Here is a 25,971-nt window from a genome sequence, read left to right on the forward strand (position 1 = left end):
CCGGTCGGCGAGACCATAGGAGCGCCGCGCCGTCCTGTCGACCGCGATATGGTGACGGAATACCCGGCGGAGGGTGGTGCCGCCAGCGACGATTGGCCCCTTCCACCCCGGCGGGAAAGGGGTAGGATTCCAGACCTCTCCATTCGGGTGATCCGCCATGGCCGAACGTCCGGTTTTTCCCAAAGAGTTCCTGTGGGGCGCCTCCACCTCCGCCTATCAGATCGAAGGCGGGGCGGAGGCCGACGGGCGGGCGCCCAGCATCTGGGACAGCTTCTGCAAGCTGAAGGGCCGGGTCGACAATGGCGACAGCGGCGACGTCGCCTGCGACCATTACCACCGGATGCCGCAGGACGTGGATCTGATGGCGGAGTTGGGCTTGCAGGCCTACCGCTTCTCCGTCTCCTGGCCGCGGGTGCTGCCGCGCGGGCGCGGGGCGCCGAACGGCAAGGGGCTGGAGTTCTACGACCGGCTGATCGACCGGCTGCTGGACAAGGGGATCGAGCCCTGGCTCTGCCTCTATCACTGGGACCTGCCGCAGGCCTTGCAGGACATGGGCGGCTGGGCCAGCCGCGACAGCATCGGCTGGTTCGAGGATTACGCTGCCCTCTGCGCCCGGCGCTACGGCGACCGGGTCAAGCGCTGGGCCACCTTCAACGAGTTCTCGGTCTTCACCCTGTTCGGCTGGGCCTTCGGCTGGGGGGCGCCCAGCATCGCCGACCGTGCCACCCATTTGAAGGTGATCCACCACGTCAACCTCGCCCATGGCGCCGGGGTCGACGTGCTGCGCGCCCTGGTGCCGGATGCCTCCATCGGTGCGGTGCACAGCGTCCAGCCGATGCGGCCGGAGACCGACAGGCCGGAGGATGTCGAGGCGGCGGCCCTGTTCGACGAGCATTGGAACCGCGCCTTCCCCGACGCGCAGCTGCTGGCCCATTACCCGCGCCGCATCGCCGAGGCCATCGAGCCCTATGTGCAGCCCGGTGACATGGCGCGCATCGCCCGGCCGGTGGACTGGTTCGGGCTGAACCATTACGCCCCGGTCTATGGCCGCAAGGACGACAGCCTGATCTGGGGCTTCGGCTTCGGCTCGCCGCCGCCGGGGATGCAGCGGACGGCCATCGACTGGCCCTACGATCCCGGCTGTTTCCGCGACACGCTGCTCGACCTGACCCGCCGCTACCGCCTGCCGGTCTATGTGACGGAGAACGGCTACGGCACCAAGGCGGCGGAAACGCCCGACGCCGAAGGGCGGGTCATGGATGCGGAACGGCTGTCCTACCTCCAGGCCTACATCGCAGCGATGGCGGAGGCGAAGCGGCTGGGGGCCGACGTGCGCGGCTATTTCGTCTGGTCGCTGCTGGACAATTTCGAATGGGGCGGCGGCTACGGCACGCGGTTCGGCATCGTGCGGGTGGATTTCGAAACCCAGGCGCGGATCCCGAAGGAGTCCGCGCGCTGGTATTCGGACCTGATCCGGGGGGCGTGAGCGGCCCCCCCAAAGGCAACGCTTACTTCAGGAACGGCAGGTTCAGCCCCTGCTCCTTGGCGCAGTCGATGGCGATGTCATAGCCGGCGTCGGCATGGCGCATCACGCCGGTGGCCGGGTCGTTCCACAGCACGCGCTCCAGTCGCTTGGCCGCTGCGTCGCTGCCGTCGCAGACGATGACCATGCCCGAATGCTGCGAGAAGCCCATGCCGACGCCGCCGCCATGGTGCAGGCTGACCCAGGTCGCCCCGCTGGCGGTGTTCAGCAGCGCGTTCAGCAGCGGCCAGTCCGACACGGCGTCGGTGCCGTCCTTCATCGCCTCGGTCTCGCGGTTCGGGCTGGCGACCGAGCCGCTGTCGAGATGGTCGCGGCCGATGACGATGGGAGCCTTCAGCTCGCCCGACTTCACCATCTCGTTGAAGGCGAGGCCGAGGCGGTGGCGCTGCCCGAGCCCCACCCAGCAGATGCGCGCCGGCAGGCCCTGGAACTGGATGCGCTTGGCCGCCATGTCGAGCCAGTTGTGCAGGTGCGGATCGTCGGGGATCAGCTCCTTCACCTTGGCGTCGGTCTTGCGGATGTCCTCCGGATCGCCGGACAATGCTGCCCAGCGGAAGGGACCGATGCCGCGGCAGAACAGCGGACGGATATAGGCGGGGACGAAGCCGGGGAAGTCGAAGGCGTTCTCCAGCCCCTCCTCCTTCGCCATCTGCCGGATGTTGTTGCCGTAATCGACGGTCGGGATGCCCATGCCGTGGAAGGCCAGCATGGCCTCAACCTGCACCCGCATCGACTTACGCGCGGCGGCGGCCACCGCGGCCGGCTGGCTTTCGCGGGCGCTCTCCCACTCCTCCAGCGTCCAGCCCTGCGGCAGATAGCCGTTCACCGGATCGTGGGCGGAGGTCTGGTCGGTGACGATGTGCGGCCGGGCCTTGATGTCGGTGCCGGCGCGGCGCGCCAGTTCGGGGAAGACGTCGGCGGCGTTGCCGAGCAGGCCGACGGAGATCGCCTCTCCCTTGGCGCAGGCCTCGTCGATCCAGGCCAGCGCCTCATCCAGGTCGGCGGTGTGGCGGTCGAGATAGCCGGTGCGGATGCGCATCTCGATGCTGCTGGGGCGGCATTCGACCGCCAGCATGCAGGCGCCGGCCATGGTGGCGGCCAGCGGCTGCGCCCCGCCCATGCCGCCCAGGCCGCCGGTCAGGATCCACTTGCCCTTCAGGTCGCCGTTGTAATGCTGGCGCCCGGCCTCGACGAAGGTCTCGTAGGTGCCCTGCACGATGCCCTGGCTGCCGATGTAGATCCAGCTGCCGGCGGTCATCTGGCCGTACATCGCCAGACCCTTGCGGTCCAGCTCGTTGAAATGCTCCCAGGTCGCCCAGCGCGGGACGAGGTTGGAGTTGGCGATCAGCACGCGCGGCGCGTCGGCATGGGTGCGGAAGACGCCGACCGGCTTGCCGGACTGGACCAGCAGCGTCTCGTCGTCATTCAGCGTCTTCAGCGCCGAGACGATGCGGTCGAAGCTTTCCCAGTCGCGGGCGGCGCGGCCGATGCCGCCATAGACGACCAGCTCCTGCGGCCGTTCCGCCACGTCGGGGTCGAGGTTGTTCATCAGCATGCGCATCGGCGCCTCGGCGAGCCAGCTCTTGCAGCTCAGTTCGGGGCCGTGCGGGGCACGGATGACGCGCTGGTTGTCGAGGCGGGATGACATCTGGTGATGGCTCCTGGTGGGAGGGATGTGCTGTTCGGGGATCGGTTTTGCTAATGGGGCGGCAGCTGGAAGCGCGCGCCCAGCCGGTAGCGGCTGCCGGGATGGACCAGCATCGCCACCGTCACCACCCGCCCGCCGACCCAGGTGCGGCGGGTCACGCGCAGGCAGGGCTCGATGACGGGAATGTCGAGCAGGCGGGCGATCTCCGCCGTCGGCGACACCGCTTCGATGACATGCTCGACCTGCGGCGAGGCTTCCAGCCGGATCAGGTATTCACCCGGCGTCTGGCGGGTGAAGTCCTGGTCGAGATAGTCGGGCGCCACCGCCGGGTTGACCCAGCGCTCCTCCAGCTGGACCGGCACGTCGCTTTCGCTGTGGACGACGACGGAGTGGAACAGCCTCGCCCCGACCGGCAGGTTGAAGCGGCGGGCCAGAACGGCATCGGCGGCAACCGCGAGCAATCGCTCCACCCGGCAGGCGTGGACATTGCCGCGCTCGGCGATCTCGTCGGCGATGCTGCGCAGCTCCACCACGTCGGTGCTGGGCGGCCGTTCGGCGACGAAGGTGCCCAGCCCCTGCACACGGGTCAGCAGCCCCTCATCGGTCAGGTCGCGCAGCGCACGGTGAACCGTCATGCGGCTGACCGAGAATTCCTCCAGCAGCTTGTGCTCCGACGGGATCTGGAAGCCTTCAGGCCAGTCGCCGGAGCTGATCCGGCGGCGGATGGCCTCCTTGATCTGGGCGTAACGCGGCTGGGCGGTGGAGATGGTGTCGCTCATGCGGCCCCCGCTTCGACCCGCGGCTTGCGGACCACCCCGCCATTGACCACAGCCATGCAGGGGTTGAGGCCGATGGCGTAGGCCAGCTCCGCCGGATGCTCGATGCGCCAGACCGCCAGATCGGCGCGCTTGGCCCGAGCGATCACGCCGCGGTCGTCCAGCCCCAGCGCCTTCGCCGCATGGCGGGTGATACCGGCCAGCGCCTCCGCCGGGGTCAGGCGGAAGAAGGTGCAGCCCATCGACAGCATCAGCAGCAGCGAGGTCACCGGCGAGGTGCCGGGGTTGTTGTCGGTGGACAGCGCCATCGGCACGCCGTGGCGGCGCAGCAGCTCGATGGGCGGCAGCTTGGTCTCGCGCAGGGCGTAGAAGGCGCCGGGCAGCAGCACCGCCACCGTGCCGGCCTTCGCCATGGCGACGACGCCGTGCTCGTCCAGATGCTCGATGTGGTCGGCCGACAGCCCGCCGAACTCCGCCACCAGCCGGGCGCCGCCGAGGTTGCTCAGCTGCTCCGCATGCAGCTTCACCGGCAGGCCGAGCCGCTTCGCCGTCTCGAACACCCGCCGGGTCTGGGCGACGGAGAAGCCGATCCCCTCGCAGAAGGCGTCCACCGCATCGGCCAGCCCGGCTTCGGCGATGGCCGGCAGCGTCTCGGCGCAGATGCGGTCGATGTAGCCGTCCGGGTCGTTCTTGAACTCCGGCGGCAGGGCGTGGGCGCCGAGATATGTGGTTCGCACCTCCACCGGACGGACCTGGGCCAGCCGGCGGGCGACGCACAGCATCCGCGTCTCGGTTTCGGTGTCGAGGCCGTAGCCGGACTTGACCTCCACCGTCGTCACACCCTCGGCCAGCAGGCTGTCCAGCCGCGGCAGGGTCGCGGCCAGAAGCTCGTCCTCGCTGGCGGCCCGTGTGGCGGTGACGGTGGACAGGATGCCGCCGCCGGCCCGCGCGATCTCCTCATAGGTGGCGCCGTTCAGCCGCATCTCGAACTCGCGAGCGCGGTTGCCGCCATAGACGAGGTGGGTGTGGCAGTCGATCAGGCCGGGAGTCATCCAGCCGCCCTGCCCCGAATGCACCTCGGTCGCCAGCGCCTCGGGCTCATCGGTCAGGTCGGCGCGGCGGCCGACGAAGGCAATGCGGCCGTCCTTGATGCCCACCGCGGCGTCGGCGATGGCGCCGTAGCCGTCGGCCTCGCCCATCGCGGCGCCATCCATCGTGGCAACGGACAGGTCGATCCACAGGGAATCCCACGGCGCGCTGGTCGGCATCGGTTCGGCTCCTTCCTACAAGTTCGTGCAGCAACCCTCTTGGCATCAGGTTGCCTATACTTGTATAGTGTTGTCTATAATAGCGAGGGCGCCCTCATGAGCAACCTGTTTTTTGCCTCGGCGCTGCTGCCGGACGGCTGGGCGGAGGATGTGCTGGTCACGGTAGACAGCCGGGGCCGGATCGTCTCTGTGACGCCCGGTGCCGCCTGCCCGGCCGATGCGGAGCGCTTTGCCGGGGCGGCGGTCGCCGGCATCGCCAATTTGCATTCCCACGCCCACCAGCGCGCCATCGCCGGGATGGGCGAATCCTCCGGCGAGGGGTCGGACAGCTTCTGGAGCTGGCGCGATGTGATGTACCGCGCGCTCGACCGCATGGGTCCGGAGGATTTCGAGGCGGTCGCCGCCCAGCTCTATGTGGAGACGCTGAAGGCCGGTTTCACCGCCATCGCCGAATTCCATTACCTGCACCACGACCGCGACGGCAGCGCCTACGCCGACCCGGCGGAGATGAGCCACCGCGCCATTGCCGCCGCCCGGACCGCCGGGCTGCCGATCGCGCTGTTGCCGGTGCTCTACAACGCGTCCGGCTTCGGCGGCACGCCGCCGACCGCCGGGCAGCGCCGCTTCATCCATGACGGGGCAGGGTTCGAACGGTTGACCGGGGCCCTGCGCCGCGCCTATGGCGAATCATCCGACGTGCAGCTCGGCATCGCCCCGCATTCGCTGCGCGCCGTGCCGGACGGATTGCTGACCGAGACCGTCGCCGCCAACCCGCAAGGCCCGATCCACATCCACATCGCCGAGCAGCGCCGGGAGGTCGAGGACTGCGTCGCCTACCGCAGCCGCCGCCCGGTCGAGCATCTGCTCGACACCCAGCCGGTCGATGGCCGCTGGTGCCTGATCCACGCCACCCACATGACCGACGCCGAGGTGGCGGGCGTCGCCGCCAGCGGCGCCATCGCCGGCCTGTGCCTGACCACCGAAGCCAATCTCGGCGACGGCTTCTTCGCCGCCCAATCCTACATGGCGCAGGGCGGGCGCTGGGGCATCGGCTCCGACAGCCACATCTCCGTCAGCCCGGTTGAGGAACTGCGCTGGCTGGAGTACGGCGCGCGGTTGACCAGCGAACGGCGCACCGTGCTGGCCGGCGGCCCCCGCCGCTCCACCGCCCGCCGGCTGGTCGAGGATGCCCAGGCCGGCGGCGCGCAGGCGACCGGGTTCGATGCCGGGCGCATCGCCACCGGCCTCCGCGCCGACATCGTCGTGCTCGACACCGACCACCCGCTGCTGGCGGCGCGCAAGGGCGATGCGCTGCTGGACGGCTGGATCTTCGCCGGAAACACTCCCCTCGTCCGGGACGTGGTGATCGCCGGACGCACAATCGTCCGCGACCGCCGCCACCCGCGCGAGGACGAAATCGCCGACCGCTTCAAAAAGACACTTGGGAGACTTCTGGGATGAGCGAGACCATCACTCTGGTTCCGGGCGCGCTGTCGCTCGACACGCTGCGCAGCATCTACCGCGACCGTCCGGCCCTGACGCTCGACCCGGCGGCCTATCCGCGGATGGAGCGCTCGCGCGCGCTGATCGACCGGATCGCCGGCGGCGACGAGGCGGTCTATGGCGTCAACACCGGCTTCGGCAAGCTGGCCCACACCCACATCGCGGCGAGCGATCTGGAAAAACTCCAGCGCAACCTGATCCTGTCGCACGCCACCGGCGTCGGCGCCCCGCTGGCCGACGGCGTGGTGCGTCTGATCCTGGTCATCAAGGCGGTCAGCCTCGCCGTCGGCGCCTCGGGCGTCCGTCCGGCGCTGGTCGATGCGCTGCTGAAGCTCTATGAGGCCGACGTGCTGCCGGTCGTGCCGGGCAAGGGTTCCGTCGGCGCCTCGGGCGATCTGGCGCCGCTGGCCCATCTGTGCGGCGTGCTGCTCGGCATCGGCCATGTCCGGGTGCAGGGCGTCACCCTGCCGGCGGAAGAGGGTCTGCGCATCGCCGGCTTGGCCGTCTTCGACCTGAAGGCCAAGGAAGGTCTGGCGCTGATCAACGGCACCCAGGTCTCGACCGGTCTGGCGCTCGCCGGCCTGTTCGAGATCGAGCGCACCTTCAAGGCGGCGCTGGTCGCCGGCTCCCTGTCGGTCGAGGCCGTGATGGGCAGCCATCGTCCGTTCGACGCCCGCATCAGCGCGCTGCGCGGCCAGCCCGGCCAGATCGCCGTTGCCGCCGCCTTCCGCGACATGCTGGCCGGCAGTGAGCTGAACGCCAGCCACCAGGGGCCCGACTGCCACCGGGTGCAGGATCCCTACAGCCTGCGCTGCCAGCCGCAGGTGATGGGCGCCGTGCTCGACCAGATGCGGCAGGCGGCACGCACGCTGGTGATCGAGGCCAACGGCGTCACCGACAACCCGCTGGTGCTGGTCGACACCGACGAGGTGCTGTCCGGCGGCAACTTCCATGCGGAGCCGGTGGCGATGGCCGCCGACCAGCTCGCCATTGCCGCGTCGGAGATCGGGGCGCTCGCCGAACGCCGCATCGCCATGCTAATCGACACCACCATCAGCGGCCTGCCGCCCTTCCTGGTCGCCGAGCCGGGTCTGAACTCCGGCTTCATGATCGCCCATGTCACCGCCGCCGCGCTGGCGTCGGAGAACAAGACGCTCGCCCACCCGGCAAGCGTCGACAGCCTGCCGACCTCCGCCAACCAGGAGGACCATGTCAGCATGGCGACCTTCGCGGCGCGCCGGCTGGGCGACATCGCCGGCAACGTCGCCGACATCGTCGGTATAGAGCTTTTGGCCGCGATTCAGGGTCTGGAGTTCCATCGCCCGCTGAAGACCACGGAGCGGCTGGAGCAGGCCATCGCCACCATCCGCGCCCAGGTGCCGCGTTACGAGGTCGACCGTTACTTCGCCCCGGATCTGGCCGCCATCGGCACCCTGGTGCGCGACGGGTCGCTCGACCATCTGATGCCGGTATCCCTGGAGACCGCACAATGACCGACACCATCTTCGATCTGGAGCGAGGCGACGGGCCGCTGGTCATCAGCATGCCCCATTGCGGCACGGACCTTTTCCCAGGTCTGGCCGAGCGGCTGACGGACGAGGCGCTGACCCTGCGCGACACCGACTGGCACATCCCGCGCCTGTACGGCTTCGCCAAGGACATGGGCGCCACGCTGCTCAGCGCCCGCTATTCCCGCTATGTCGTCGACCTCAACCGGGCCTCGACCGGCGAGAGCCTCTATCCCGGACAGGCGACCACCGGCCTCTGCCCGGACGTGCTGTTCGACGGCACGCCGCTCTACCGCGATGGCCAGGCTCCCGACGAGGCCGAAGTGGCGCAGCGGGTGCAAGGCTATTGGCACCCCTACCACGAGGCACTGGCGGCGGAACTGGAGCGGGTGAAGGCACGGCATGGCTTCGCCCTGCTCTATGACGCCCATTCGATCCGCAGCCATGTGCCGCGGCTGTTCGACGGCCGTCTGCCCGACCTCAATCTGGGAACGGCGCGCGGCGCCAGCATCGATCCGGTGCTGGCCGCCCGGGTCGTCGCGGCGATGGAGAGTGCCGCGGCGGCGGAGGGCATGACCTGCGTCACCAACGGCCGCTTCGTCGGCGGCCACATCACCCGCGCTTACGGCCAGCCGGCGAACGGCGTCCATGCCATCCAGATGGAGCTGGCGCAGGACCGCTATATGGACGAGGAGGCGCCGCCCTTCGCCTACCGTCCGGACCGGGCTTCAAGCCTGCAACGGGTGCTGACCGCGCTGCTGGACGCCTTCACCGGCTGGCGGCCGGCGCAAGGCTGATACGAGCGGACAGGCATGCGGGGGCGCGGAACCGCCCCCGCATCCGCCGCGTTCCTCTGCGGCGCCGGTTTTCGCGGCGCGGCATGCAGGGGACCGGCGTTGAGCGACATCACCGAACAGAACAGCGACCAGGGCGGCATCGAGAATCGGGGCATCGAGAATCCCGGTGGCGGAATCGGCTATGGCGGGCGGCCCGCACCGGCGGTCCTTCAGCCGGCCCTGACGGCAGTCGACGCGCTGGACGCCCAGGTCCACGACATCGTCACCTGCGATCCCGGCCCAGTCAGCAAGGTGCTGGCAAGCGCGGGCCATTACGTCATAAAGCGGCCGGTTCTGATCCCCAGCTTCGCCATCGCCGGACTTGTCGGACTGCTGACCGGTCAGGAGGATCTGCGCCGCGCCGGCAGCGTCGGCGTCCTCGGGCTGGTGGCAACGGCGACGGCCAGCCGCTCGATCAAACGCTACGTCAAGCGCCGCCGCCCCGACGAATGCGAGCCGCGGCAGCGGCCGGGCAAGCGGATCAGCGCCCGCTCGCTGCCGTCCGGCCATGCGGGAAGCGCCTTCGCCGCCGCGACCGCGCTCGCCACGGTCAGCCGGTCGCCGGCGCAAAGTCTGATGATTTACGGCGCCGCGGCGGCGATGGCCAGCGGCCGGGTGGTCAAGCACCGCCATTGGGCGTCCGACGTGCTTGCCGGCGCCCTGCTGGGGACCGCCATCACGCTGGTGGCGCGCCGCCTGCTGGCGCGCTGAGCGGTTATTTCTTCGGCAGCGGCAGGCTGGCCTGTTCGGCCTTCGCCGGATCGGCCAGCCGCTTGGCGCGCCTGTTGCGCATTTCCGCCACCTCGCCAGCCTTCAACGGCACGAAGCCGTCGGGCCGCATGGCATTGCCGACGATCTGCTTGAGCAGATCGATGTTGGTGATCTGCACCCGGCGGCCGCGGCGGACCTGATCGAGGAACTTCTGCGACGGGGTCAGCACATAGTCGATGGCGTCGATGCGCTTACCGACCTTGGTGTATTCCTTGTCGGCGATGTCGAGAATGCCCTCGTCCACCAGAGCATCGACGGCGGAGGTGACCACGCGCAGGGTGTCGCGGCGGCGCGACCACTCGTTCATGCCGCTGTTCTTGATGATCTCGTCGGCGCTGATCGACACCGGCTTCGCCTCGTCGTCGGCGGTGTCGTACTCGATGGACAGGCGGTTGTAGAGCCAGCGCGACACCGGCGACTTCAGCTTCATCAACCAGGCGTAGGAGACCGGCTTGAACTCCAGGTCGCGGATGGCGGCGGAGACCAGCGGGTTGAATTCCAGATAGGTCTCCTCGACCCCACCGTCCTCATCGACCAGATCGGGGCGCGAGCGGATCGCCAGCACCGGGAAGGCGGTCGATTCCAGCAGGTTCTGGCCGCGGCTCTTCTTGCCCGGCTCGGCGCTGCCACCGGTGGAGATGATGATGCGCGACCGCGCCAGGATGGTCAGGGATTCGCGGATGTCCTGGATCGACAAGGTGTGGTTGACCGCCCGCAGTTCCCGCTGGATCTCGTAGAGGCTGAAGCGCATCTGCACCTTGTCGCGGTTCTCGCCGGTCAGCGACAGGCGTGAGCGGTCCATGGCGAGGCGGCGGACGACCTGCTCCACCACCTGTTCGCGCTCCGACGGAAAGATCTCGACTTCGACCAGATCCGGACCGGCGCCGGGGGCGCGGTCGTCCTTCTTGGCGGTGCTGAGCCGGTCGATACGGGCGGGCTGGACGGTCAGGCGGTAATTGCGGCCGCGGAAGGCGAACTCGCGCCGCACCGACTTGATGAAGTTGTCCTTGGTGACCAGCTCGCCCTTGTCCTTGGCGGTCTTTTCCTTGTCGTTGTCGCGGGAGACGAACACGAAGCGCGGCGCCAGATCGTAGAGCGCGATCAGATGCGATTGCGAACGGTCTTCCAGCTCGAACAGGATGAGCTGTGCGGCGCTGGTCGGGGCCATCTTGGTCATGAACGTCTCCGGATGTCGGGAGTAACCATGGCGCGGCGGACCCGCCGGTGCAACAGAACGCAGTGAGTTTACCGCATCCGGGATGGAGCGACAGCCCGCGGATATGGTGCCGCACCCCGCGATGATGGAGCAACGGCCCGCGGTCATGGAGCGATAGCCCGCGATTGCCGCCCGGACGCGGCATCGCCGGGGCCGAACTCCGCGAGCCCTTGAAGAATCGGGGAGAATCGGCCCAGCCGCCGGGAATCGCGGTGGGTCGAACCGCGGGCTGCCGCTCCATAGGGGGCGGAGGCGGATCGCTTCGGCGCCGGATTGCCCGCGATTCGCACCATCGTCACGGCATCGGCGGCCAATCGCGGGCTGTTGCTCCAGCATCGCGGAACGCGGACCGCCGGCAATCGCGGGCAATGGCTCCACATCCGCGGCCAAAGGCGCCAGGATCCCGATTCGGCGCGGCATCGCCGGCCAATCGCGGGCCGATGCTCCATGGTCGCGGGCAGGGGCTTTACGGTCGCGGGCTGTCGCTGACTATCCGCGGGCTGCGGCTCCATGGAGTGCGAGCCCGCGATTCGACTCTTCCGCCGACCGCTCCGAATCCTCTGCGCCAATCGCGACGGCCGATCATGCGGCCAATCTTGCGCCAAATCTCGCGTCCAGGGCGCGGAGGAGTATCGCCACAGATGACAAACCGGACTGCAAGCCCGAACCGCCCCAGGCAAACCCACAGCCAGCAAACCCACAGCCAGCAAACCCACACCGGGCAAAACCGCTGGGGCCGGATCCCGGCTTGGTGGCTCGACCATCCCGATCTCGATGCCGACGGTCTCGCCGTGCTGGCGGCGCTCAGCACCTACGCCGACGAGGCGGGGGTGTGCTGGCCGTCGCAAGCGACGCTGGCCGACAAGCTGAAACGCAGCCGCCCGACCGTCAACCGGATCCTGGGCCGGCTGGAGGCGCTCGGGCTGGTCGGCATCGAACACCGCCGCTCGGCCAATGGCGGGCGTCTCAGCTGCCGCTACCGGCTGATGCTGATCTCCCCGAACGGAACGCAGGACGGTGCAGGGGTGGACATCCCCGCTGACTCATCCGCGGACTCCCCCTGTTCAGCAGCGAGTCACGAACAGCCTGAACCAGAACAGATTCCTGACACGCTCCGCCGGCGTGCGGACGAGGGGATGTCGTTCAGCTCTGCCGGCGCCGCCGAACCGGTTACCGCCGATTGGGTCCCACCCCCGGCCGACCGGCAATGGGCGGCGGAGCGCTTTCCCGACATCGACGTCGACAGCCATGCCGAGCGCTTCGTCCAGCAATGCCGGGCCCATGGCTACCGCTACCGGGATCCGGCCGCAGCGTGGCGGTCCTGGCTGCTGCAGGATGCCGGCCGTATGGCGCAACAGCCCGCGGCAACCGTGCGCGGACAGAACAACCGCACTCCGCGAACAACTTCCCGCATCGCCGCTTCCGGGCCGAATTCCGCAGCCGCCAACGCCGAGCAGCGCCTGTCGGCCTGGGCCAGCGTTGCCGCCCGTCTGAACAACACGCCGTCCAACGCACCAGCCAACCCCTGGGGGATCGCATGAGCAACCTGCACCAGTTCCCCACATCCTCCTCTGTCGCCGCACCGCCCGGCCTGCCGCTGCCCTTCGACCCGGCGATGGCGCCGGCCCTGCGCAGCCGCATGTTGCGCGACGCCCTGCCGGAACCGTTGCAACGGCTTCTCGACCGTGGACAGGTCGGGCGCCACAGCCGCTTCACCGAAGACGGTTTTGCCGATGTCGTGGAGGACTGGACACCACCGGACGGAGTGACGCCGCGCCATGCCGCACTGGCCCGCCGCGCTCTGTCGGAGATCGCCGACACCATCCTGGCGCCGGCATCGGCCAACCATCTGCTGGGGCGGGTGCTGGCTTTGCTGAGCCATTTTCCGGCGAAGGCGACCAGCCCCGAGGTGGAGCAATTGCTCGCGATGGACTGGGCCGACGATCTGGGCGAGTTCCCGGCCTGGGCCATCGATCAGGCGGCTCGCCGGTGGCGGCGCACCCGCAAATGGCGGCCGAGCATCGCCGAGATCCGCGCCCTGTGCGAGGAGGCCTGCGCCGAGGAAAATGCCCTTGCCGACCGGTTGCGCGCCATCGCCATGGCAGGCGAGCGGGACGGGGAGACCGGCAACCCGACCGCTGCGGTGCGCCCGGTGCTGGCGTCGGCGATGCACCGTATGCGATGATGAGGGGACTTTCTGTCTTAGATCGCCAATCTGTGGCAGGGGCGACACCCTGTCCGGCTGCTGCGAAGCTAAGACATGTCTTAGATTTGCGCCACGGCCGGGCTTTGGTAAAAGGGGCCCACAGCCGATGGCGATAAGGGGCACGGGAATGAGCAACGACACGGGACACGGGCCGGTGAAGCGGTTGCTGGTCAATGGCCCGAAGGGCGGGATCGGCAAGACGACCCTCAGCCGCAACATCGCGGTGGCGGCGGCGCTCGATGGCTGCGCGGTGGCGACGCTCGACCTCGATCCGCAGCGCAGCCTGACCAAGTGGTTCGCCAAGCGCCCGGACGGCATGGCGTCCATCACCCATTTCGAGGCGGGCATGACGCCGCTCGACATCCGGGCGGCCCTGGACGGCATCGCGGGCTTCGACCTGCTGGTCATCGACACGCCGCCGTCCATCGAGGACCATCCGGAGGAGTTCAAGCTGCTGGCCCTGTCGTCCGACCTGATCGTCGTGCCGACCGGCCAGAGCGACGACGATCTGGACTCCGTCCGGCCCTGGATGCGCTTCGTCCGCCGCTACGGCAAGAACGCGGCCTTCGTGATGAACCGCGTCAAGCCGCGCACCCGCGGCTTCACCGAGGCGCAGCGCAAGCTGCTGGGCGACGGCCGGATCTGCCCGGTCGAGGTTCCCGACTACGAGGACATCCAGTTCACCGCCGGCCGCGGGCTCGGCCTGCTGGAGCTGAAGGGAGGCAAGGGGGCCGAGCATGTCGCCGGCGTCTGGGCCTTCGTCCGCCACGAACTGGAGCTGGCGCAATGAGCGGGTTCAAGCAGGTTTCCAAGGCCCAGGCCCGTCGCCACATCGCGGTGGACGAGCGGATCGAGCGCATGGCGGAGGCGACGGTCGACCTCGTCCGGCGCGAGGAGTTCGTCCAGGAGATCTCCACCCTCTGGCGCAGCGCGCAGGAGAAGTTCCTGCTGATCGGCCGCTATCTGGTCCAGGCGCGGGCGCGCCTGCCGCATGGCGAATTCCAGGCGATGGTCGAGAACGAGCTGCCCTTCGGCTATCAGGTCGCCTACCAGCTGCGCATGGTGGCGGAGGCGGTGGACAGCGGTCGCCTGCCGGGGGCGAAGCTGCCGCCGAGCTACGCCACTGTCTACCAGCTTGCCACCCTGACCGGCGAGCAGCTGCGTTTGGCCGACCAGAGCAACCTGATCCGGCCCGACGTGACCCGGCCGGAGATCGTCCGGTTCAAGCGCGACCTGCGCAACCGCGCCCTCGACCATGTCAGCCGCCGCGAGGCGCTGGAGGCCGAGCGCGACCGGCTGCGGGAACGGCTGGCGGTGATCGAGGTTGAACTGGCGGCGTTGGACGGCCGGGACTGACAGGGCTGCGGCGACAGTCCGGCGTGCGATGATCCGAAACGGGGATGAGTGAGGCATGCTGGACCTGAAGTCGCTGGAGACCTTCATCTGGACGATGCGGCTCGGCGGGTTCCGCCGGGCGGCGGAGCGGCTGAACACCACCCAGCCCGCCATCTCCGCCCGCATCGCCCAGCTTCAGGACGAGCTGGGCGTCGTCCTGTTCGACCGCGTCGGACGGCGGGTGGCGCCGACGCCGCAGGCGATGGTGCTGCTGACCTATGCCGAGAAGATGATGGCGCTGCGGTCGGAGCTGCTGACTGCGGTGGCCGACCGCAGCGCGATTCGCGGCGTCATCCGGCTGGGCGTGGCGGAGACGGTGGTCCACACCTGGCTCAGCCAGTTGATCGAACGGCTGAACGCCCTCTATCCGGCGGTGTCGCTGGAGATCGAAGTCGAAACCTCGCCCAGCCTGCGCGATGCGCTCGCCCGGCACGAGCTGGACGTGGCGGTGATGCTGGCCTCCTACACCGACGTGCGGTTCCGGGCGATCCCCGTCGGCAGTTATCCGCTGGGCTGGGTGGTCAGCCCGTCTCTGCCTCTGCCGGAGGAGCCGGTGTCGCTGCGCGATCTGGCGGCCTGGCCGATCATCACCTTTTCCCGCACCACCCAGCCCTATGGCGTGATCCGCGAGATGTTCTCCTCCGTCGGGTTGCAGGTGCGGATGTTCGGCAACAGCTCGCTCGCCAGCGTCGTCCGCATGGCGGTGGACGCCGTCGGCGTCAGCGTGATCCCGACGGTGATCGTCCAGCGGGAACTGGCGGAAGGCCGCCTTCGGCTGATCCGCTCGCAGGCGCCCCTGCCCGGAATGACCTTCTGCGCCGCCCATTCCGCCACGGCGGAGAACCACATGGCGTCGGTGGTCGCCGATCTGGCCGCCGCGGTGGCGGCCGATTACGAAGCGACGACCGGCAACGAGGCGCCGCACGCCACAGGGGCGAGCCGGAACGCATTAGAAGGCGATTGATCGCCGCAGCTTATCAATCCAGATCAAAACTTACGATTGGACGGACCCAAGACTGTTCGTGGCATCATCCTGTTCAGAAGGCGCAAACGACCAGCCGCAAAGGCAGGCGCCGCAAGCCACCAAGGCACCGAACAGAGGAGATTTCACGATGCGGTTCGCGGCAGCGATCACCGAACCCACCCGCATGCCCACCCGCCGTCAGACGATCAAGCGCATGCTTGCCGCGGCGGCCCTGCTGACGACGACCGCGCTGACCGGCATCGGCTTCGGCGCCGCCCCGGCCCATGCCGAGGATGAAATCCGCATCGGCGTGATCTATCCGCTGACCGGTGCCGCCGCCTCGACCGGCGTCGAACTGAAGGCCGCCGCTGAACTGGCCACCGCCATCGTCAACAAGGAAATCCCCGCCCCGCCGGGTCTGGTCGCCGGCATCGGCCTGCCGAACCTGAAGGGGGCCAAGATCAAGCTGATCTTCGGCGACCACCAGGGCAACCCGCAGGTCGGCGCCACCGAGGCCGAGCGGCTGATCACCAGCGAGAAGGTCGTGGCGCTGACCGGCGCCTATTTCTCCAACGTCACCGCCACCGCCAGCCAGGTCGCCGAACGCTATGGCGTGCCCTTCCTGAACGGCGAGTCGTCCTCGGCCTCGCTGACCCAGCGCAAGTTCAAATGGTTCTTCCGCACCACGCCCCATGACGACCTGTTCGTCGGCAACTTCTTCACCTTCCTCGGCGACATGGAGAAGAAGACCGGCGACAAGCTGCGCAACATCGCGCTGTTCAACGAGAACACGCTGTGGGGCAACGAGACGACCAAGCTTCAGGTGAAGCTGTCGGAGGAGCAGAAGTTCACCATCGCCGAGAAGATCCTCTACCCGGCGAAGACGACGCAGATGACGTCGGAGGTGCAGCGCATCAAGGCCGCCGCCCCGGCGGTCATCATGCAGTCCAGCTATCTCGGCGACGCCATCCTGTCGATGAAGACCTACAAGGAGCTGGGCTTCCTGCCGAAGATGCTGCTGGCAAACGACGCCGGCTTCAACGACAGCGAGTTCCTGAAGACCATGGGCAAGGATGGCGAGTTCGTCATCAGCCGCGAGGTCTGGGCGCTCGATCAGGCCGAACGCAACCCGCTGATCAAACAGGTCAACGACCTGATGCAGAAGCGGTCGGGCGTGAACTTCAACGGCAACTCGGCTCGCGCCTTCACCGGCATCGCCGTGCTGGCCGACGCGCTGGACCGTGCCGGCTCGACCAAGCCCGACGCGATCCGCGAAGCGCTCCAGAAGACCGACATCCCGGCCAGCGGCCTGATCATGCCGTGGAAGGGCGTCAAGTTCGACGCCAGCGGCCAGAACGAGCTGGGCACCGGCATCATCGTCCAGGTCCAGGGCGGCCAGTATGTGACGGTGTGGCCGTTCGACGTGGCGACCAAGCCGGTCGTCTACCCGATGCCCGCCTGGGACGGTCGCTGATCACCGCGTCTTTCATCGGGCTGCTGCTTACCCTTTCCTTTCCCGGAAAAGGGGGAGCCCGTCGCGTCGCGACGGGTAGGGCTACGGAGATGTTCAGTCGGTTCCGCGCTTCGATCCACGATGCATCTCCCGCCCGGCGCCATCGGCGCCACCCTTTCCGGGATGGGAAAGGGGTTTTTCCCGCACAGCTCCTCCGGCCCACCCTGACCGAAAAAGGGGCGCGGCAATGACCGCAGACATTCTTTTCCAAGTGCTCGTCTCGGGCCTGCTGATCGGGCTGATCTACGCCCTGGTCGCGGTCGGCCTGACGCTGATCTTCGGCGTGATGGACATCGTCAATTTCGCCCATGGCGAATTCCTGATGCTGGGCATGTATGCCAGCTTCTGGGCCTTCGCCCTCTTCGCCATCGACCCCATCGTGGCGCTTCCCCTGACGGCGTTGCTGCTGTTCGCGGTCGGCGTCATCGTCTACCAGACGGTGATCCGCCGCATCCTGAAGGCGCCGATGCTGTCGCAGATCTTCGCGACCTTCGGCCTGATGATCCTGCTGCGCGGTCTGGCCCAGTTCTTCTGGAAGCCCGATCACCGGCTGATCCCGCACAGCCTCGTCAGCGGCAACGTTGCCTTCGGTCCCGTTCAGTTCGGCCTGCCGCAATTCGTCGCCGCGCTCGGTGCCGTCGGCGTGACCGGTGCCCTGTGGATGTTCCTGCACCGCACCCGCCTCGGCACCGCGCTGGAAGCCACCGCCATCGACCGTGAGGCCGCCACCCTGATGGGCATCGACGGCCAGAAGATGTTCGCGCTCGCCTGGGGCATCGGCGCCGCCTGCGCCGGTCTGGCCGGCGGGCTGATCGCCACCTTCTTCCCGATCTTCCCGGAGGTGGGATCGAACTTCATCCTGATCGCCTTCGTGGTGGTCGTGCTGGGCGGCTTCGGCAGCGTCACCGGCGCCTTCCTGGCCGGCATCATCGTCGGGCTGATCGAGGTGCTGGGCGGCTTCCTGGTCGGCCCGGAATACAAGACCGCCATCGTGCTGTCGCTGCTGCTGATCGTGCTGCTGGTGCGTCCGCGCGGCCTGCTGGGGAAAGCCTGATGACGACCGGAACCAACTCCTCACGTAAGATGGCCGGCACCGCCGCCCTGCTGGCGCTCGCCGCCGTCCTGCCGCTGGCGGTCACCGAACCGTCGCAGCAGAACTTCCTGATCCTGATCCTGATGGGCGCCCAGATGGGCGTGGCCTGGAACATCGTCGGCGGCTATGCCGGGCAGGTCTCGCTCGGCCATGCGGTGTTCTACGGCATCGGCGCCTACACCTCGACCATGCTGCTGCTGACCCTGGGGCTGACGCCCTGGATCGGCGCGCTCGCCGGAGGGCTGGTGGCGGCGGCCTTCGCGCTCGCCATGGGCTGGCCCTGCTTCCGGCTGAAGGGGCATTATTTCGCCATGGCGACCATCGCGGTGGCGGAGATCATGCAGATCCTGGTCACGAACAGCGACGCCCTCGAAGGGGCCGTCGGCCTCTACCTGCCGATGGACCAGAGCGGCTGGGGCGTGCTGATCTTCCTGTCGAAACTGCCCTACTACTACGTCATCCTCGGCCTGCTGGTGCTGACGGTGCTGGTGTCCTGGGCCATCGAGCGCAGCCACATCGGCTATTATTTCCGCGCCATCAAGGACGAGCCGGAAGCGGCCCGCGCGCTGGGCGTCAGCCTGACCCGCTACAAGCTGATCGCCCTGACGGTGTCGGCCTTCCTGACGGCGATGGGCGGTAGCTTCTACGCCCAGAAGGAGATGTTCATCGATCCGGGTTCGGTGTTCGCCACGACGATCTCGATCAAGATCGCGCTGATCGCCATCCTGGGCGGCGTCGGCCGGCTGATGGGACCGGTGCTGGGCGCCGTCATCCTCATCACCATCGAGGAATACAGCCGCACCCTGTTCGGCAGCACCGGTTCCGGCACCGACATGATCATCTACGCCGCCATGATCATCCTGGTCGCCGTGTTCAGCCCGTCCGGCGTGCTGGGCCTGCTGGGCGACCTGCGGCGCCATCTGCCCGGCGCCAAGCCGGCCGAGGCCAAGACCAGCGCCAAGGAGATCCGCCCGTGAACACCGCCCCCCTGCTTGCCGTGGACGGCCTGGGCAAGGCCTTCGACGGGTTGGTCGCCAACCGCGACATCAGCTTCATCGTCCATCACGGCGAGATCATCGGGCTGATCGGCCCGAACGGCGCCGGCAAGACCACCCTGTTCAACTGCCTCGCCGGCTTCCACACCCCCACCACCGGCCGCATCGCCTTCGAAGGCCACGACATCACCGGCTCGACGCCGGAGGCGGCAGCGGCGCTGGGCATCGCCCGCACTTTCCAGATCGTCCGCGTCTTCCAGTCTATGACGGCGCTGGAGAACGTCATGGTCGGCGCCATGCTGCGCAACAAGCGGGTGGCCGAGGCGCGCGAGCGGGCGGAGGACGAGTTGGCCTTCGTCGGCCTGTCGCACCGGGCGGACACCCCGGCGTCGGACCTGACGGTGTCGGAACAGAAGCGGCTGGAGGTCGCCCGCGCGCTTGCCACTGAACCGAAGCTGATCCTGCTGGACGAGGTGATGGCCGGCCTCAACCCGACCGAGGTGCGCGAGGCCTCTGCCCTGGTCCACCGCATCCACCAGCGCGGCATCGCCAGCATCATCGTCGAACATGTGATGGAGGGCATCATGCCCATCGCCCACCGGATGCTCGTGCTCGATTACGGTGCGAAGATCGCCGACGGCACCCCGGCCGAGATCGCCGAGAACCCGGCGGTCATCGCCGCCTATCTGGGGGAGTGAGACGATGCTCCAACCGACGCTGTCCGAACCCGTCCGCCCCGTCGCCCCCGTTCCGGCTCCCGCGGGCGAGACGATGCTGCAGGTCCGCAACATCCAGTCCAGCTATCGCCGCGTCCCGGCGATCCGCGATATCAGCCTGACCCTGAACCGGGGCGAGATCGTCGCGCTGGTCGGCGGCAACGGCAACGGCAAGTCGACCACGCTGCGCGCCGTCGCCGGGCTGAACGCGCTCGACGGCGGGTCGATCCTGCTGAAGGGCCAGGACATCTCCGCGGTGCCCGCCCACGAGCGGGTGAAGCGCGGGCTGGTGCTGGTGCCGGAGGGCCGCCGCCTGTTCCCGCGCCTGACGGTGGAACAGAACCTGATGCTCGGCGGCTTCACCACCAGCGATGCGGCCAAACGCGAGCAAACGCTCCAATTCGCCTACGACACCTTCACCGTGCTCGGCGAACGCCGCCGCCAGCAGGCCGGCACCCTGTCGGGCGGCGAACAGCAGATGCTGGCGATGTGCCGCGGCCTGATGAGCCAGCCCGACCTCCTGATGCTGGACGAACCGTCCTGGGGCGTCGCGCCGAAGCTGGTGACCCGCATCTTCGAGACCATCCAGCTGATCCGCCAGCGCGGCATCACCGTGCTGCTCGTCGAACAGAACGTCCACCGCGCGCTGGAGATCGCCGACCGCGGCTATGTCATCCAGACCGGCCGCGTCGTGATGGAAGGCAGCGGCCAGGACCTGCTGGGCAACGACGAGGTGCGGCAGGCGTATCTGGGCATGTGAGAGAGCCTAGTCCATTGCCGGACCTCTGCTCCTTCTCCCCCCTGGGGAGAAGGTTGGGATGAGGGGGTTCGGCGGAGCCGAAGTGAGCCTCGCAATGCATCCCCCTCACCCTGACCCTCTCCCCGGGGGGGAGAGGGAACAACCAAAACCCCGGACCATCCCCATGACGACCACTCCCCTCTCCGCCGCCGCCGAACGCCTGCGCATCCGCAGCGGCGCCAACAGCGGCCAGACCGCCGGTCTCGCCCCCGGCCATGTCCAGGCCAACCTCGCCATCCTGCCGGCGGACTGGGCCGGCGACTTCCTGCGCTTCTGCCAGGCCAACCCGCGGCCCTGTCCGCTGCTGGCGGTGTCGGAGGTCGGCGACCCGCGCCTGCCGACGCTGGGCCATGACATCGACATCCGCACCGACGTGCCGCGCTACCGCGTCTATCGCGACGGCGTGCTCTCCGCCGAGCCGACCGACATCGGCGACCTGTGGCAGGACGATTTCGTCGCCTTCCTGATCGGCTGTTCCTTCTCCTTCGAGGAGGCCCTGCTGGCCGACGGGCTGCCGGTGCGGCACATCGCGATGAACCGCAATGTCCCGATGTACGAGACCAGCATCCCCTGCACCCCGGCCGGCCGCTTCGGCGGCACCATGGTGGTGTCGATGCGGCCGATGGTGCCGAAGGATGCCATCCGCGCCATCCAGATCACCTCGCGCTTCCCGTCGGTGCACGGTGCGCCGGTGCATTTCGGCGATCCGGCCGCCATCGGCATCCGTGACATCGCCCGGCCGGAACATGGCGAGGCGGTTCCCATCGAGCCCGGCGAGGTGCCGGTCTTCTGGGCCTGCGGGGTGACGCCACAGGTCGCGATCCGCAACGCCCGCCCGCCCATCGCCATCAGCCACAGCCCCGGCGCCATGCTGATCACCGACCTGCTGAACACGCACCTGTCGGTGCTCTGACCGCTCCTTTCCCCCGCTTCATCCCCTGCGATACCGGCCGCCGCGCGGGCATTCCGCCCCGCGCGGACACGGTGGAGGCTTGCCCGATGCCAATCCGATTCTCCGTCCGTCTGCTCTCCAAAGCCGCCCTGGCCGCCGGCCTGCTGACTGCCGTCGCGGCGCCGGCTTCGGCCGACCAGCTGCGCATGGTGGCGCTCAGCTTCCCGCCGCTGATCTATGACGACGGCGGCAAGCCGGCCGGCATCGCCTACGACATCGTGACCGAGGCGATGAAGGCCGCCGGGCATGCCGTCACGGTGGAGATCATGCCGTGGGCCCGTGCGCTCGACACCGTGCGCGAGGGCGGCGCCGATGCCGTCTTCACCGCCTACAAGACGCCGGAGCGCGAGCAGTTCCTGAATTACTCGACCCAGGTGCTGGTGCCGCAGGTGGTCTCGCTGTTCGTGGCGAAGGACAGCCCGGTCAGCTTCGACGGCGATCTGTCCAAGCTGGCCGACCGCAAGTTCGGCGTGGTCAACCAGATCAGCTACGGCCCCATCGTCGATGACGCGATCAAGACCGGCGTGTTGCCGGCTGTGGAGAAGTCCAACGACAGCGACAGCAACGTCAAGAAGCTGGTCTCCGGCCGCTTCGAGGTCATGCCCAGCAACCGCTATGTCGCGCAGTATTTCCTGAAGCAGGCCGGCGCCCTGGACAAGGTGAAGGAACTGACCCCGGCGGTGCAGGACATCCCCAGCTACATCGCCTTCACCAAGGCGCGCGACACCGCAAAGCTGCGCGACGAGTTCGACGCCGGGGTCGCGGCGATGAAGGCCAGCGGCGCCTATCAGCAGATTCTGGACAAGTACGCCCGCTAACCGTCGGTTGCCTTCCCCTTCGACCAGCTTTCGAGAAGCCGCCATGAGCGTGACCACCCCGGTTCCGGCCCCCGTTCTGCGGGCGGCCGGGGACAGTGCCCTGATCGTCGAGTTGGGCGACGGCATCGCCCCGGATCTGAACGCCGCCGTCCACCGGCTCGACCGCCGCATCGCCGACGCCCAACTGCCGGGCATCGTCGAGACGGTGCCCACGTACCGCTCTATCCTGGTGCAGTTCGACCCGGCGGTGACGGCGGCCGAACCGCTGGGCCAAGCCCTGTTGGGGCTGGCAACCGAGCTGACACAGGCGGCAGCGGAACCGCAGCTGCGCTGGATCGTGCCGGTCTGCTTCGGCGGCGCCCATGGCGAGGATCTGGACGAGGTGGCCCGCCGCTCCGGCCTCGGCACGGAGGAGGTGGTGCGGCTGCACTGCACCGCCGACTACCGGGTCTACATGCTCGGCTTCTCCCCCGGCTTCGCCTATCTCGGCGGCCTGCCGGAGATGCTTCACCAGCCCCGGCGCGAGAACCCACGCATGGTCACACCGGCCGGCAGCGTCATGCAGGGCGGGGCGCAGGCGGCGATCTCCCCCATCGCCATGCCCAGCGGTTGGCACCTGCTGGGCCGTACCCCGGCCCGGACGTTCGATCTCAAGAGGGAGCCGCCCTTCCTGCTCGCCCCCGGCGACCGCATCCGCTTCACCGCGATCAGTGCTGCCGAATACGACCGCCTGGACAGTATCAGCGGCTATCTGCCGGACTGCGAAACAGTAACGCCCTCTGTCGCGCTGATGCAGGGAGCCGCCGCATGACCACCCATCTGCGCGTGGCGGCAGCCGGTCCCAGCTCCACCATTCAGGACCGCGGACGGGTCGGCTATCAGCGCTACGGCGTCTCGGTCGCAGGAGCGGCCGATCCGTTGCTGCATGCCGCCGCCAACGCCCTGGTCGGCAATCGGCCGGGGGAGGGGGCGGTGGAGTTCACCCTGGCCGGCGACAGCGTGACGGTCGAGGGCGGGCCGGTGCGCGTCGCCGTCGCCGCCGATGCCGACCTGACGGTGGACGGCGATCCGGTGCCGGGCTGGACCAGCCTGCGCCTGACCGACGGCCAGACCCTGCGCGTCGGGAACTTGCGCAGCGGCATGCGCGGCTATTGGGCGGTGGAGGGCGGCTTCGCGCTTCAGCCGGTGCTGGGCAGCGTCGCTACCCACATACGCAGCCGTATGGGTGGACTGGACGGCGGCGTGCTGAAGGCCGGCGACCGGCTGCCGCTGGCCCTCGACCAGGCGGCCGACCGGGGCGAGCGCTGCCTCGACCCCTCCCTGTTGCCGGCGCGCGGCGGGCGGCTTCGCGTCATGCTCGGACCGCAGCAGGACTATTTCACCGCCGCCGGGATCGAAGCCTTCCTGGAGGAGGACTACGCTCTCAGCCACGAGGCCGACCGCATGGGCTGCCGGCTGGACGGCCCGGTGATCGAACATTCCCGCGGTTTCAACATCACGTCGGACGGCATCCCGCTGGGGGCCGTGCAGGTGCCGGGCACCGGGCGGCCCATCGTGCTGCTGGCCGACCGCCAGACCACCGGCGGCTATCCCAAGATCGCCTGCGTCGTCGGGCCGGACGTGGCGGCGCTGGCGCAGATGCGGCCCGGCGAGCGGTTGCGCTTCGCTGCCGTCGACGCGGCGGAGGCCGGGCGCATCCAGGCCCGTCATCGCGAGCTGGTGGACGGACTGCCGGCACTTCTGCAATCGGCCGGCGGCTTCGCCCTCTACGACAGCGGCCGGCTGCTCGGCTTCAACCTGATCGGCGGCGCCGTCACCGGCTGGGACTGACCGTTCGCTTTCCAATGCCCGAACACCCACAATGGAGTGGACCTGATGCTGCAGCGTGTGGGCCGTACCCTTGCCATGCGTGTCGTCGTTCCCATCGCCCTGATGGTCACAATCATCAGCGCGACCGGCATAGCCGCCGTCGTCACCGTCAACCGCGAGGATGCCCGCACCGCGTTGGAGGACCGGGCCGCCGTCACCGTCCGTGTCATCGCCGGCGGGCTGGCGGAGCCGCTGTGGAACGTCGATGCCGACTCCGCCGCGGCACAGCTCGCCGCTCTGACCAACGATCCCGACTATCTCGGCAGCCGGGTCCTCGATCCCAAGGGACAGGTCTTCGCCAAGAGCGGCGACGTGTCGGACGGCGACCCGTCGGTGCTGGTCCGCCATGCCGACATCCTGCGCAAGGCCGGCAGCCGGATGGACAAGCTCGGCACCGTGGAGATCCACCTGTCGCCCCGCCGGGCCGAACGGCAGGCGGCGGAGCGGGCGTGGCTGCTGGCCGGCGGCGGGCTGGCGGCGCTGGTGGCGCTGTGCGGCGTGCTGTTCCTGATGGTGCGCGGCGCCACCCGGCCCATCGTCCGCCTGACCGGGGTGATGACCCGGCTGGCCGCCGGCGAGCGCGCGGTGGATGTGCCGTCGCTCGACCGCCGCGACGAGATCGGCCGCATGGCCGAAGCCGTGCAGGTCTTCAAGGAGCAGGGCGCCGCCAAGCAGCGGCTGGAGGCCGAACAGGTCGAACTGCGCCGGCAGGCCGAGGCGGAACGCCATGCCGCCATCGCCGCGGTCGCCGACGATTTCGAACGGCGCGTCGGCAGCACGCTGGGCGAGGTGATGCGCACCACCGACGGCATGGGGCTCGCCACCCGCAGCCTTGCCGGGGTGGCGGATCACAACGGGCAGGTCAGCCGGCAGGCCGCCGGCAATGCCGCGGCGGTCAACGCCTCGGTCGACGGCATGGCCGCCGCGGTGGACGAGCTTGTCGCCTCCATCCGCGAGATCTCGGCCCAGGCCCAGCATTCTCAGTCCATCGCCGACGAGGCGTCGCGCCGCGCCGGCCGCGCCACCGATCAGGTGGCCGGGCTGGTCCAGGCGTCGGACCGGGTGTCGGCGGTGGTGACGCTGATCCATGCCATCGCCAAGCAGACCAACCTGCTGGCCCTGAATGCCACCATTGAGGCGGCCCGCGCCGGCGAGGCGGGGAAAGGCTTCGCCGTGGTGGCCGGCGAGGTGAAGGCGCTGGCGACCCAGACCGCCAAGGCGACCGAGGACATCGAGACCCAGATCCGCGCCATCCAGGGCTCCACCGGCTCCGCCGCCGACGAGATCGTCGAGATCGCCCGCGTGGTGGAGAGCCTCAGCCAGATCAGCGCCTCCATCGCCGCGGCGGTGGAGGAGCAGAACGCTGCGACGGCAGAGATCGGCCGCGGTGTCAGCGAGGCCGCCCAGGGCGTGCGCGCCCTGCTGGGGGACGTGAACGCCACCTCCGAAGTGGCCGGTCAGACCGGCGACGCCTCGGCGCAACTGGACACCGCCGCCGGCATGCTGGCCGACCAGATGGGGGCGATGCGCAGCGAGGTTGCCGGCTTCATCCATTCCCTGCGACAGTCGGATGCGGCGTGAG

The 25,971-nt window shown here is 69.0% G+C and carries 24 protein-coding genes; 20 read left to right on the forward strand and 4 right to left on the reverse strand.

Translation table 11 applies throughout. From position 1 onward, the window contains the following. Positions 1–157 precede the first annotated feature (157 nt). Positions 158–1,486, forward strand: coding sequence for a GH1 family beta-glucosidase (locus ABNQ40_RS09910; RefSeq protein WP_109049532.1), 1,329 nt, complete (start codon positions 158–160; stop codon positions 1,484–1,486). A gap of 22 nt (positions 1,487–1,508) precedes the next feature. Here the strand turns inward: ABNQ40_RS09910 and hutU are convergent, their stop codons facing one another. From hutU to hutI, 3 genes are read right to left on the reverse strand one after another with little or no spacing between them, the layout of a single operon-like run. Next, on the reverse strand, positions 1,509–3,191 hold the full coding sequence (gene hutU, locus ABNQ40_RS09915) for a urocanate hydratase (RefSeq protein WP_109049533.1): 1,683 nt from the start codon (positions 3,189–3,191) through the stop codon (positions 1,509–1,511). Between the two features lie 50 nt (positions 3,192–3,241). Then, positions 3,242–3,970: a histidine utilization repressor gene (hutC, locus tag ABNQ40_RS09920; protein ID WP_109049534.1), complete on the reverse strand. Its 729-nt coding sequence runs from the start codon at positions 3,968–3,970 to the stop codon at positions 3,242–3,244. Continuing rightward, positions 3,967–5,235, reverse strand: a complete 1,269-nt coding sequence (gene hutI / locus ABNQ40_RS09925) for an imidazolonepropionase (protein ID WP_109049535.1) — start codon at positions 5,233–5,235, stop codon at positions 3,967–3,969. The genes hutC and hutI overlap by 4 nt, the downstream gene beginning before the upstream one ends. A gap of 96 nt (positions 5,236–5,331) precedes the next feature. Here hutI and ABNQ40_RS09930 point away from each other — a divergent pair, with 96 nt between their 5' ends. The 4 genes from ABNQ40_RS09930 (at position 5,332) to ABNQ40_RS09945 (ending at position 9,793) form a co-directional block, all read left to right on the forward strand. Then, on the forward strand, positions 5,332–6,696 hold the full coding sequence (locus ABNQ40_RS09930; RefSeq protein WP_109049536.1) for a formimidoylglutamate deiminase: 1,365 nt from the start codon (positions 5,332–5,334) through the stop codon (positions 6,694–6,696). Continuing rightward, positions 6,693–8,231 (forward strand): histidine ammonia-lyase, encoded by a 1,539-nt coding sequence (gene hutH, locus ABNQ40_RS09935; protein WP_109049537.1) that lies wholly within the window; start codon positions 6,693–6,695, stop codon positions 8,229–8,231. Before ABNQ40_RS09930 ends, hutH begins: the two co-directional genes overlap by 4 nt. Further along, entirely contained in the window at positions 8,228–9,043 is an 816-nt protein-coding gene (hutG, locus tag ABNQ40_RS09940; RefSeq protein WP_109049538.1) for an N-formylglutamate deformylase, read from the forward strand. The genes hutH and hutG overlap by 4 nt, the downstream gene beginning before the upstream one ends. A gap of 99 nt (positions 9,044–9,142) precedes the next feature. Next, complete coding sequence (locus ABNQ40_RS09945) at positions 9,143–9,793, forward strand: phosphatase PAP2 family protein (protein WP_247879745.1); 651 nt, start codon at positions 9,143–9,145, stop codon at positions 9,791–9,793. A 4-nt stretch (positions 9,794–9,797) separates the two neighbouring features. On the opposite strand, the gene ABNQ40_RS09950 is transcribed toward ABNQ40_RS09945, so the two are convergent. Continuing rightward, positions 9,798–11,030 (reverse strand): plasmid replication protein, encoded by a 1,233-nt coding sequence (locus ABNQ40_RS09950; RefSeq protein WP_109049540.1) that lies wholly within the window; start codon positions 11,028–11,030, stop codon positions 9,798–9,800. Between the two features lie 680 nt (positions 11,031–11,710). Here ABNQ40_RS09950 and ABNQ40_RS09955 point away from each other — a divergent pair. The 15 genes from ABNQ40_RS09955 (at position 11,711) to ABNQ40_RS10025 (ending at position 25,970) form a co-directional block, all read left to right on the forward strand. Further along, positions 11,711–12,610: a helix-turn-helix domain-containing protein gene (locus ABNQ40_RS09955; protein ID WP_109049541.1), complete on the forward strand. Its 900-nt coding sequence runs from the start codon at positions 11,711–11,713 to the stop codon at positions 12,608–12,610. Beyond that, the gene (locus ABNQ40_RS09960) at positions 12,607–13,254 is read left to right on the forward strand and encodes a hypothetical protein (protein ID WP_109049542.1); all 648 of its coding nucleotides are present in this window, start codon (positions 12,607–12,609) and stop codon (positions 13,252–13,254) included. Before ABNQ40_RS09955 ends, ABNQ40_RS09960 begins: the two co-directional genes overlap by 4 nt. A gap of 148 nt (positions 13,255–13,402) precedes the next feature. After that, positions 13,403–14,065 carry a ParA family protein gene (locus ABNQ40_RS09965; protein WP_109049543.1) on the forward strand — a complete coding sequence of 221 codons (663 nt, stop codon included), beginning with the start codon at positions 13,403–13,405 and terminating at the stop codon, positions 14,063–14,065. After that, positions 14,062–14,631 (forward strand): hypothetical protein, encoded by a 570-nt coding sequence (locus tag ABNQ40_RS09970; protein ID WP_109049544.1) that lies wholly within the window; start codon positions 14,062–14,064, stop codon positions 14,629–14,631. Before ABNQ40_RS09965 ends, ABNQ40_RS09970 begins: the two co-directional genes overlap by 4 nt. Before the next feature lie 55 nt (positions 14,632–14,686). Further along, on the forward strand, positions 14,687–15,634 hold the full coding sequence (locus tag ABNQ40_RS09975; protein WP_109049545.1) for a LysR family transcriptional regulator: 948 nt from the start codon (positions 14,687–14,689) through the stop codon (positions 15,632–15,634). A 148-nt stretch (positions 15,635–15,782) separates the two neighbouring features. Further along, a complete protein-coding gene (locus tag ABNQ40_RS09980) occupies positions 15,783–17,108 on the forward strand; it encodes an ABC transporter substrate-binding protein (RefSeq protein WP_199235312.1) in 1,326 nt (441 codons plus the stop codon). 226 nt (positions 17,109–17,334) lie between these two features. Next, on the forward strand, positions 17,335–18,201 hold the full coding sequence (locus ABNQ40_RS09985) for a branched-chain amino acid ABC transporter permease (protein ID WP_109049546.1): 867 nt from the start codon (positions 17,335–17,337) through the stop codon (positions 18,199–18,201). Continuing rightward, entirely contained in the window at positions 18,201–19,217 is a 1,017-nt protein-coding gene (locus tag ABNQ40_RS09990) for a branched-chain amino acid ABC transporter permease (protein ID WP_109049547.1), read from the forward strand. Before ABNQ40_RS09985 ends, ABNQ40_RS09990 begins: the two co-directional genes overlap by 1 nt. Then, a complete protein-coding gene (locus ABNQ40_RS09995; RefSeq protein ID WP_174470034.1) occupies positions 19,214–19,933 on the forward strand; it encodes an ABC transporter ATP-binding protein in 720 nt (239 codons plus the stop codon). The genes ABNQ40_RS09990 and ABNQ40_RS09995 overlap by 4 nt, the downstream gene beginning before the upstream one ends. 4 nt (positions 19,934–19,937) lie before the next feature. Next, positions 19,938–20,711 carry an ABC transporter ATP-binding protein gene (locus ABNQ40_RS10000; protein WP_247879746.1) on the forward strand — a complete coding sequence of 258 codons (774 nt, stop codon included), beginning with the start codon at positions 19,938–19,940 and terminating at the stop codon, positions 20,709–20,711. A 163-nt stretch (positions 20,712–20,874) separates the two neighbouring features. Further along, complete coding sequence (locus ABNQ40_RS10005) at positions 20,875–21,663, forward strand: putative hydro-lyase (protein ID WP_109049549.1); 789 nt, start codon at positions 20,875–20,877, stop codon at positions 21,661–21,663. An 86-nt stretch (positions 21,664–21,749) separates the two neighbouring features. Further along, on the forward strand, positions 21,750–22,520 hold the full coding sequence (locus tag ABNQ40_RS10010; protein WP_109049550.1) for an ABC transporter substrate-binding protein: 771 nt from the start codon (positions 21,750–21,752) through the stop codon (positions 22,518–22,520). Positions 22,521–22,563: 43 nt separating this feature from the next. Then, a complete protein-coding gene (pxpB, locus tag ABNQ40_RS10015; protein WP_109049551.1) occupies positions 22,564–23,331 on the forward strand; it encodes a 5-oxoprolinase subunit PxpB in 768 nt (255 codons plus the stop codon). Continuing rightward, positions 23,328–24,350: a biotin-dependent carboxyltransferase family protein gene (locus ABNQ40_RS10020; RefSeq protein WP_109049552.1), complete on the forward strand. Its 1,023-nt coding sequence runs from the start codon at positions 23,328–23,330 to the stop codon at positions 24,348–24,350. The genes pxpB and ABNQ40_RS10020 overlap by 4 nt, the downstream gene beginning before the upstream one ends. 45 nt (positions 24,351–24,395) lie before the next feature. Next, positions 24,396–25,970 carry a methyl-accepting chemotaxis protein gene (locus tag ABNQ40_RS10025; RefSeq protein ID WP_146255481.1) on the forward strand — a complete coding sequence of 525 codons (1,575 nt, stop codon included), beginning with the start codon at positions 24,396–24,398 and terminating at the stop codon, positions 25,968–25,970. The last annotated feature ends 1 nt before the right edge of the window (position 25,971 follow it).

The sequence above is a fragment of the Azospirillum sp. A23 genome (assembly GCF_042938965.1).
Lineage (GTDB): Bacteria > Pseudomonadota > Alphaproteobacteria > Azospirillales > Azospirillaceae > Azospirillum > Azospirillum melinis.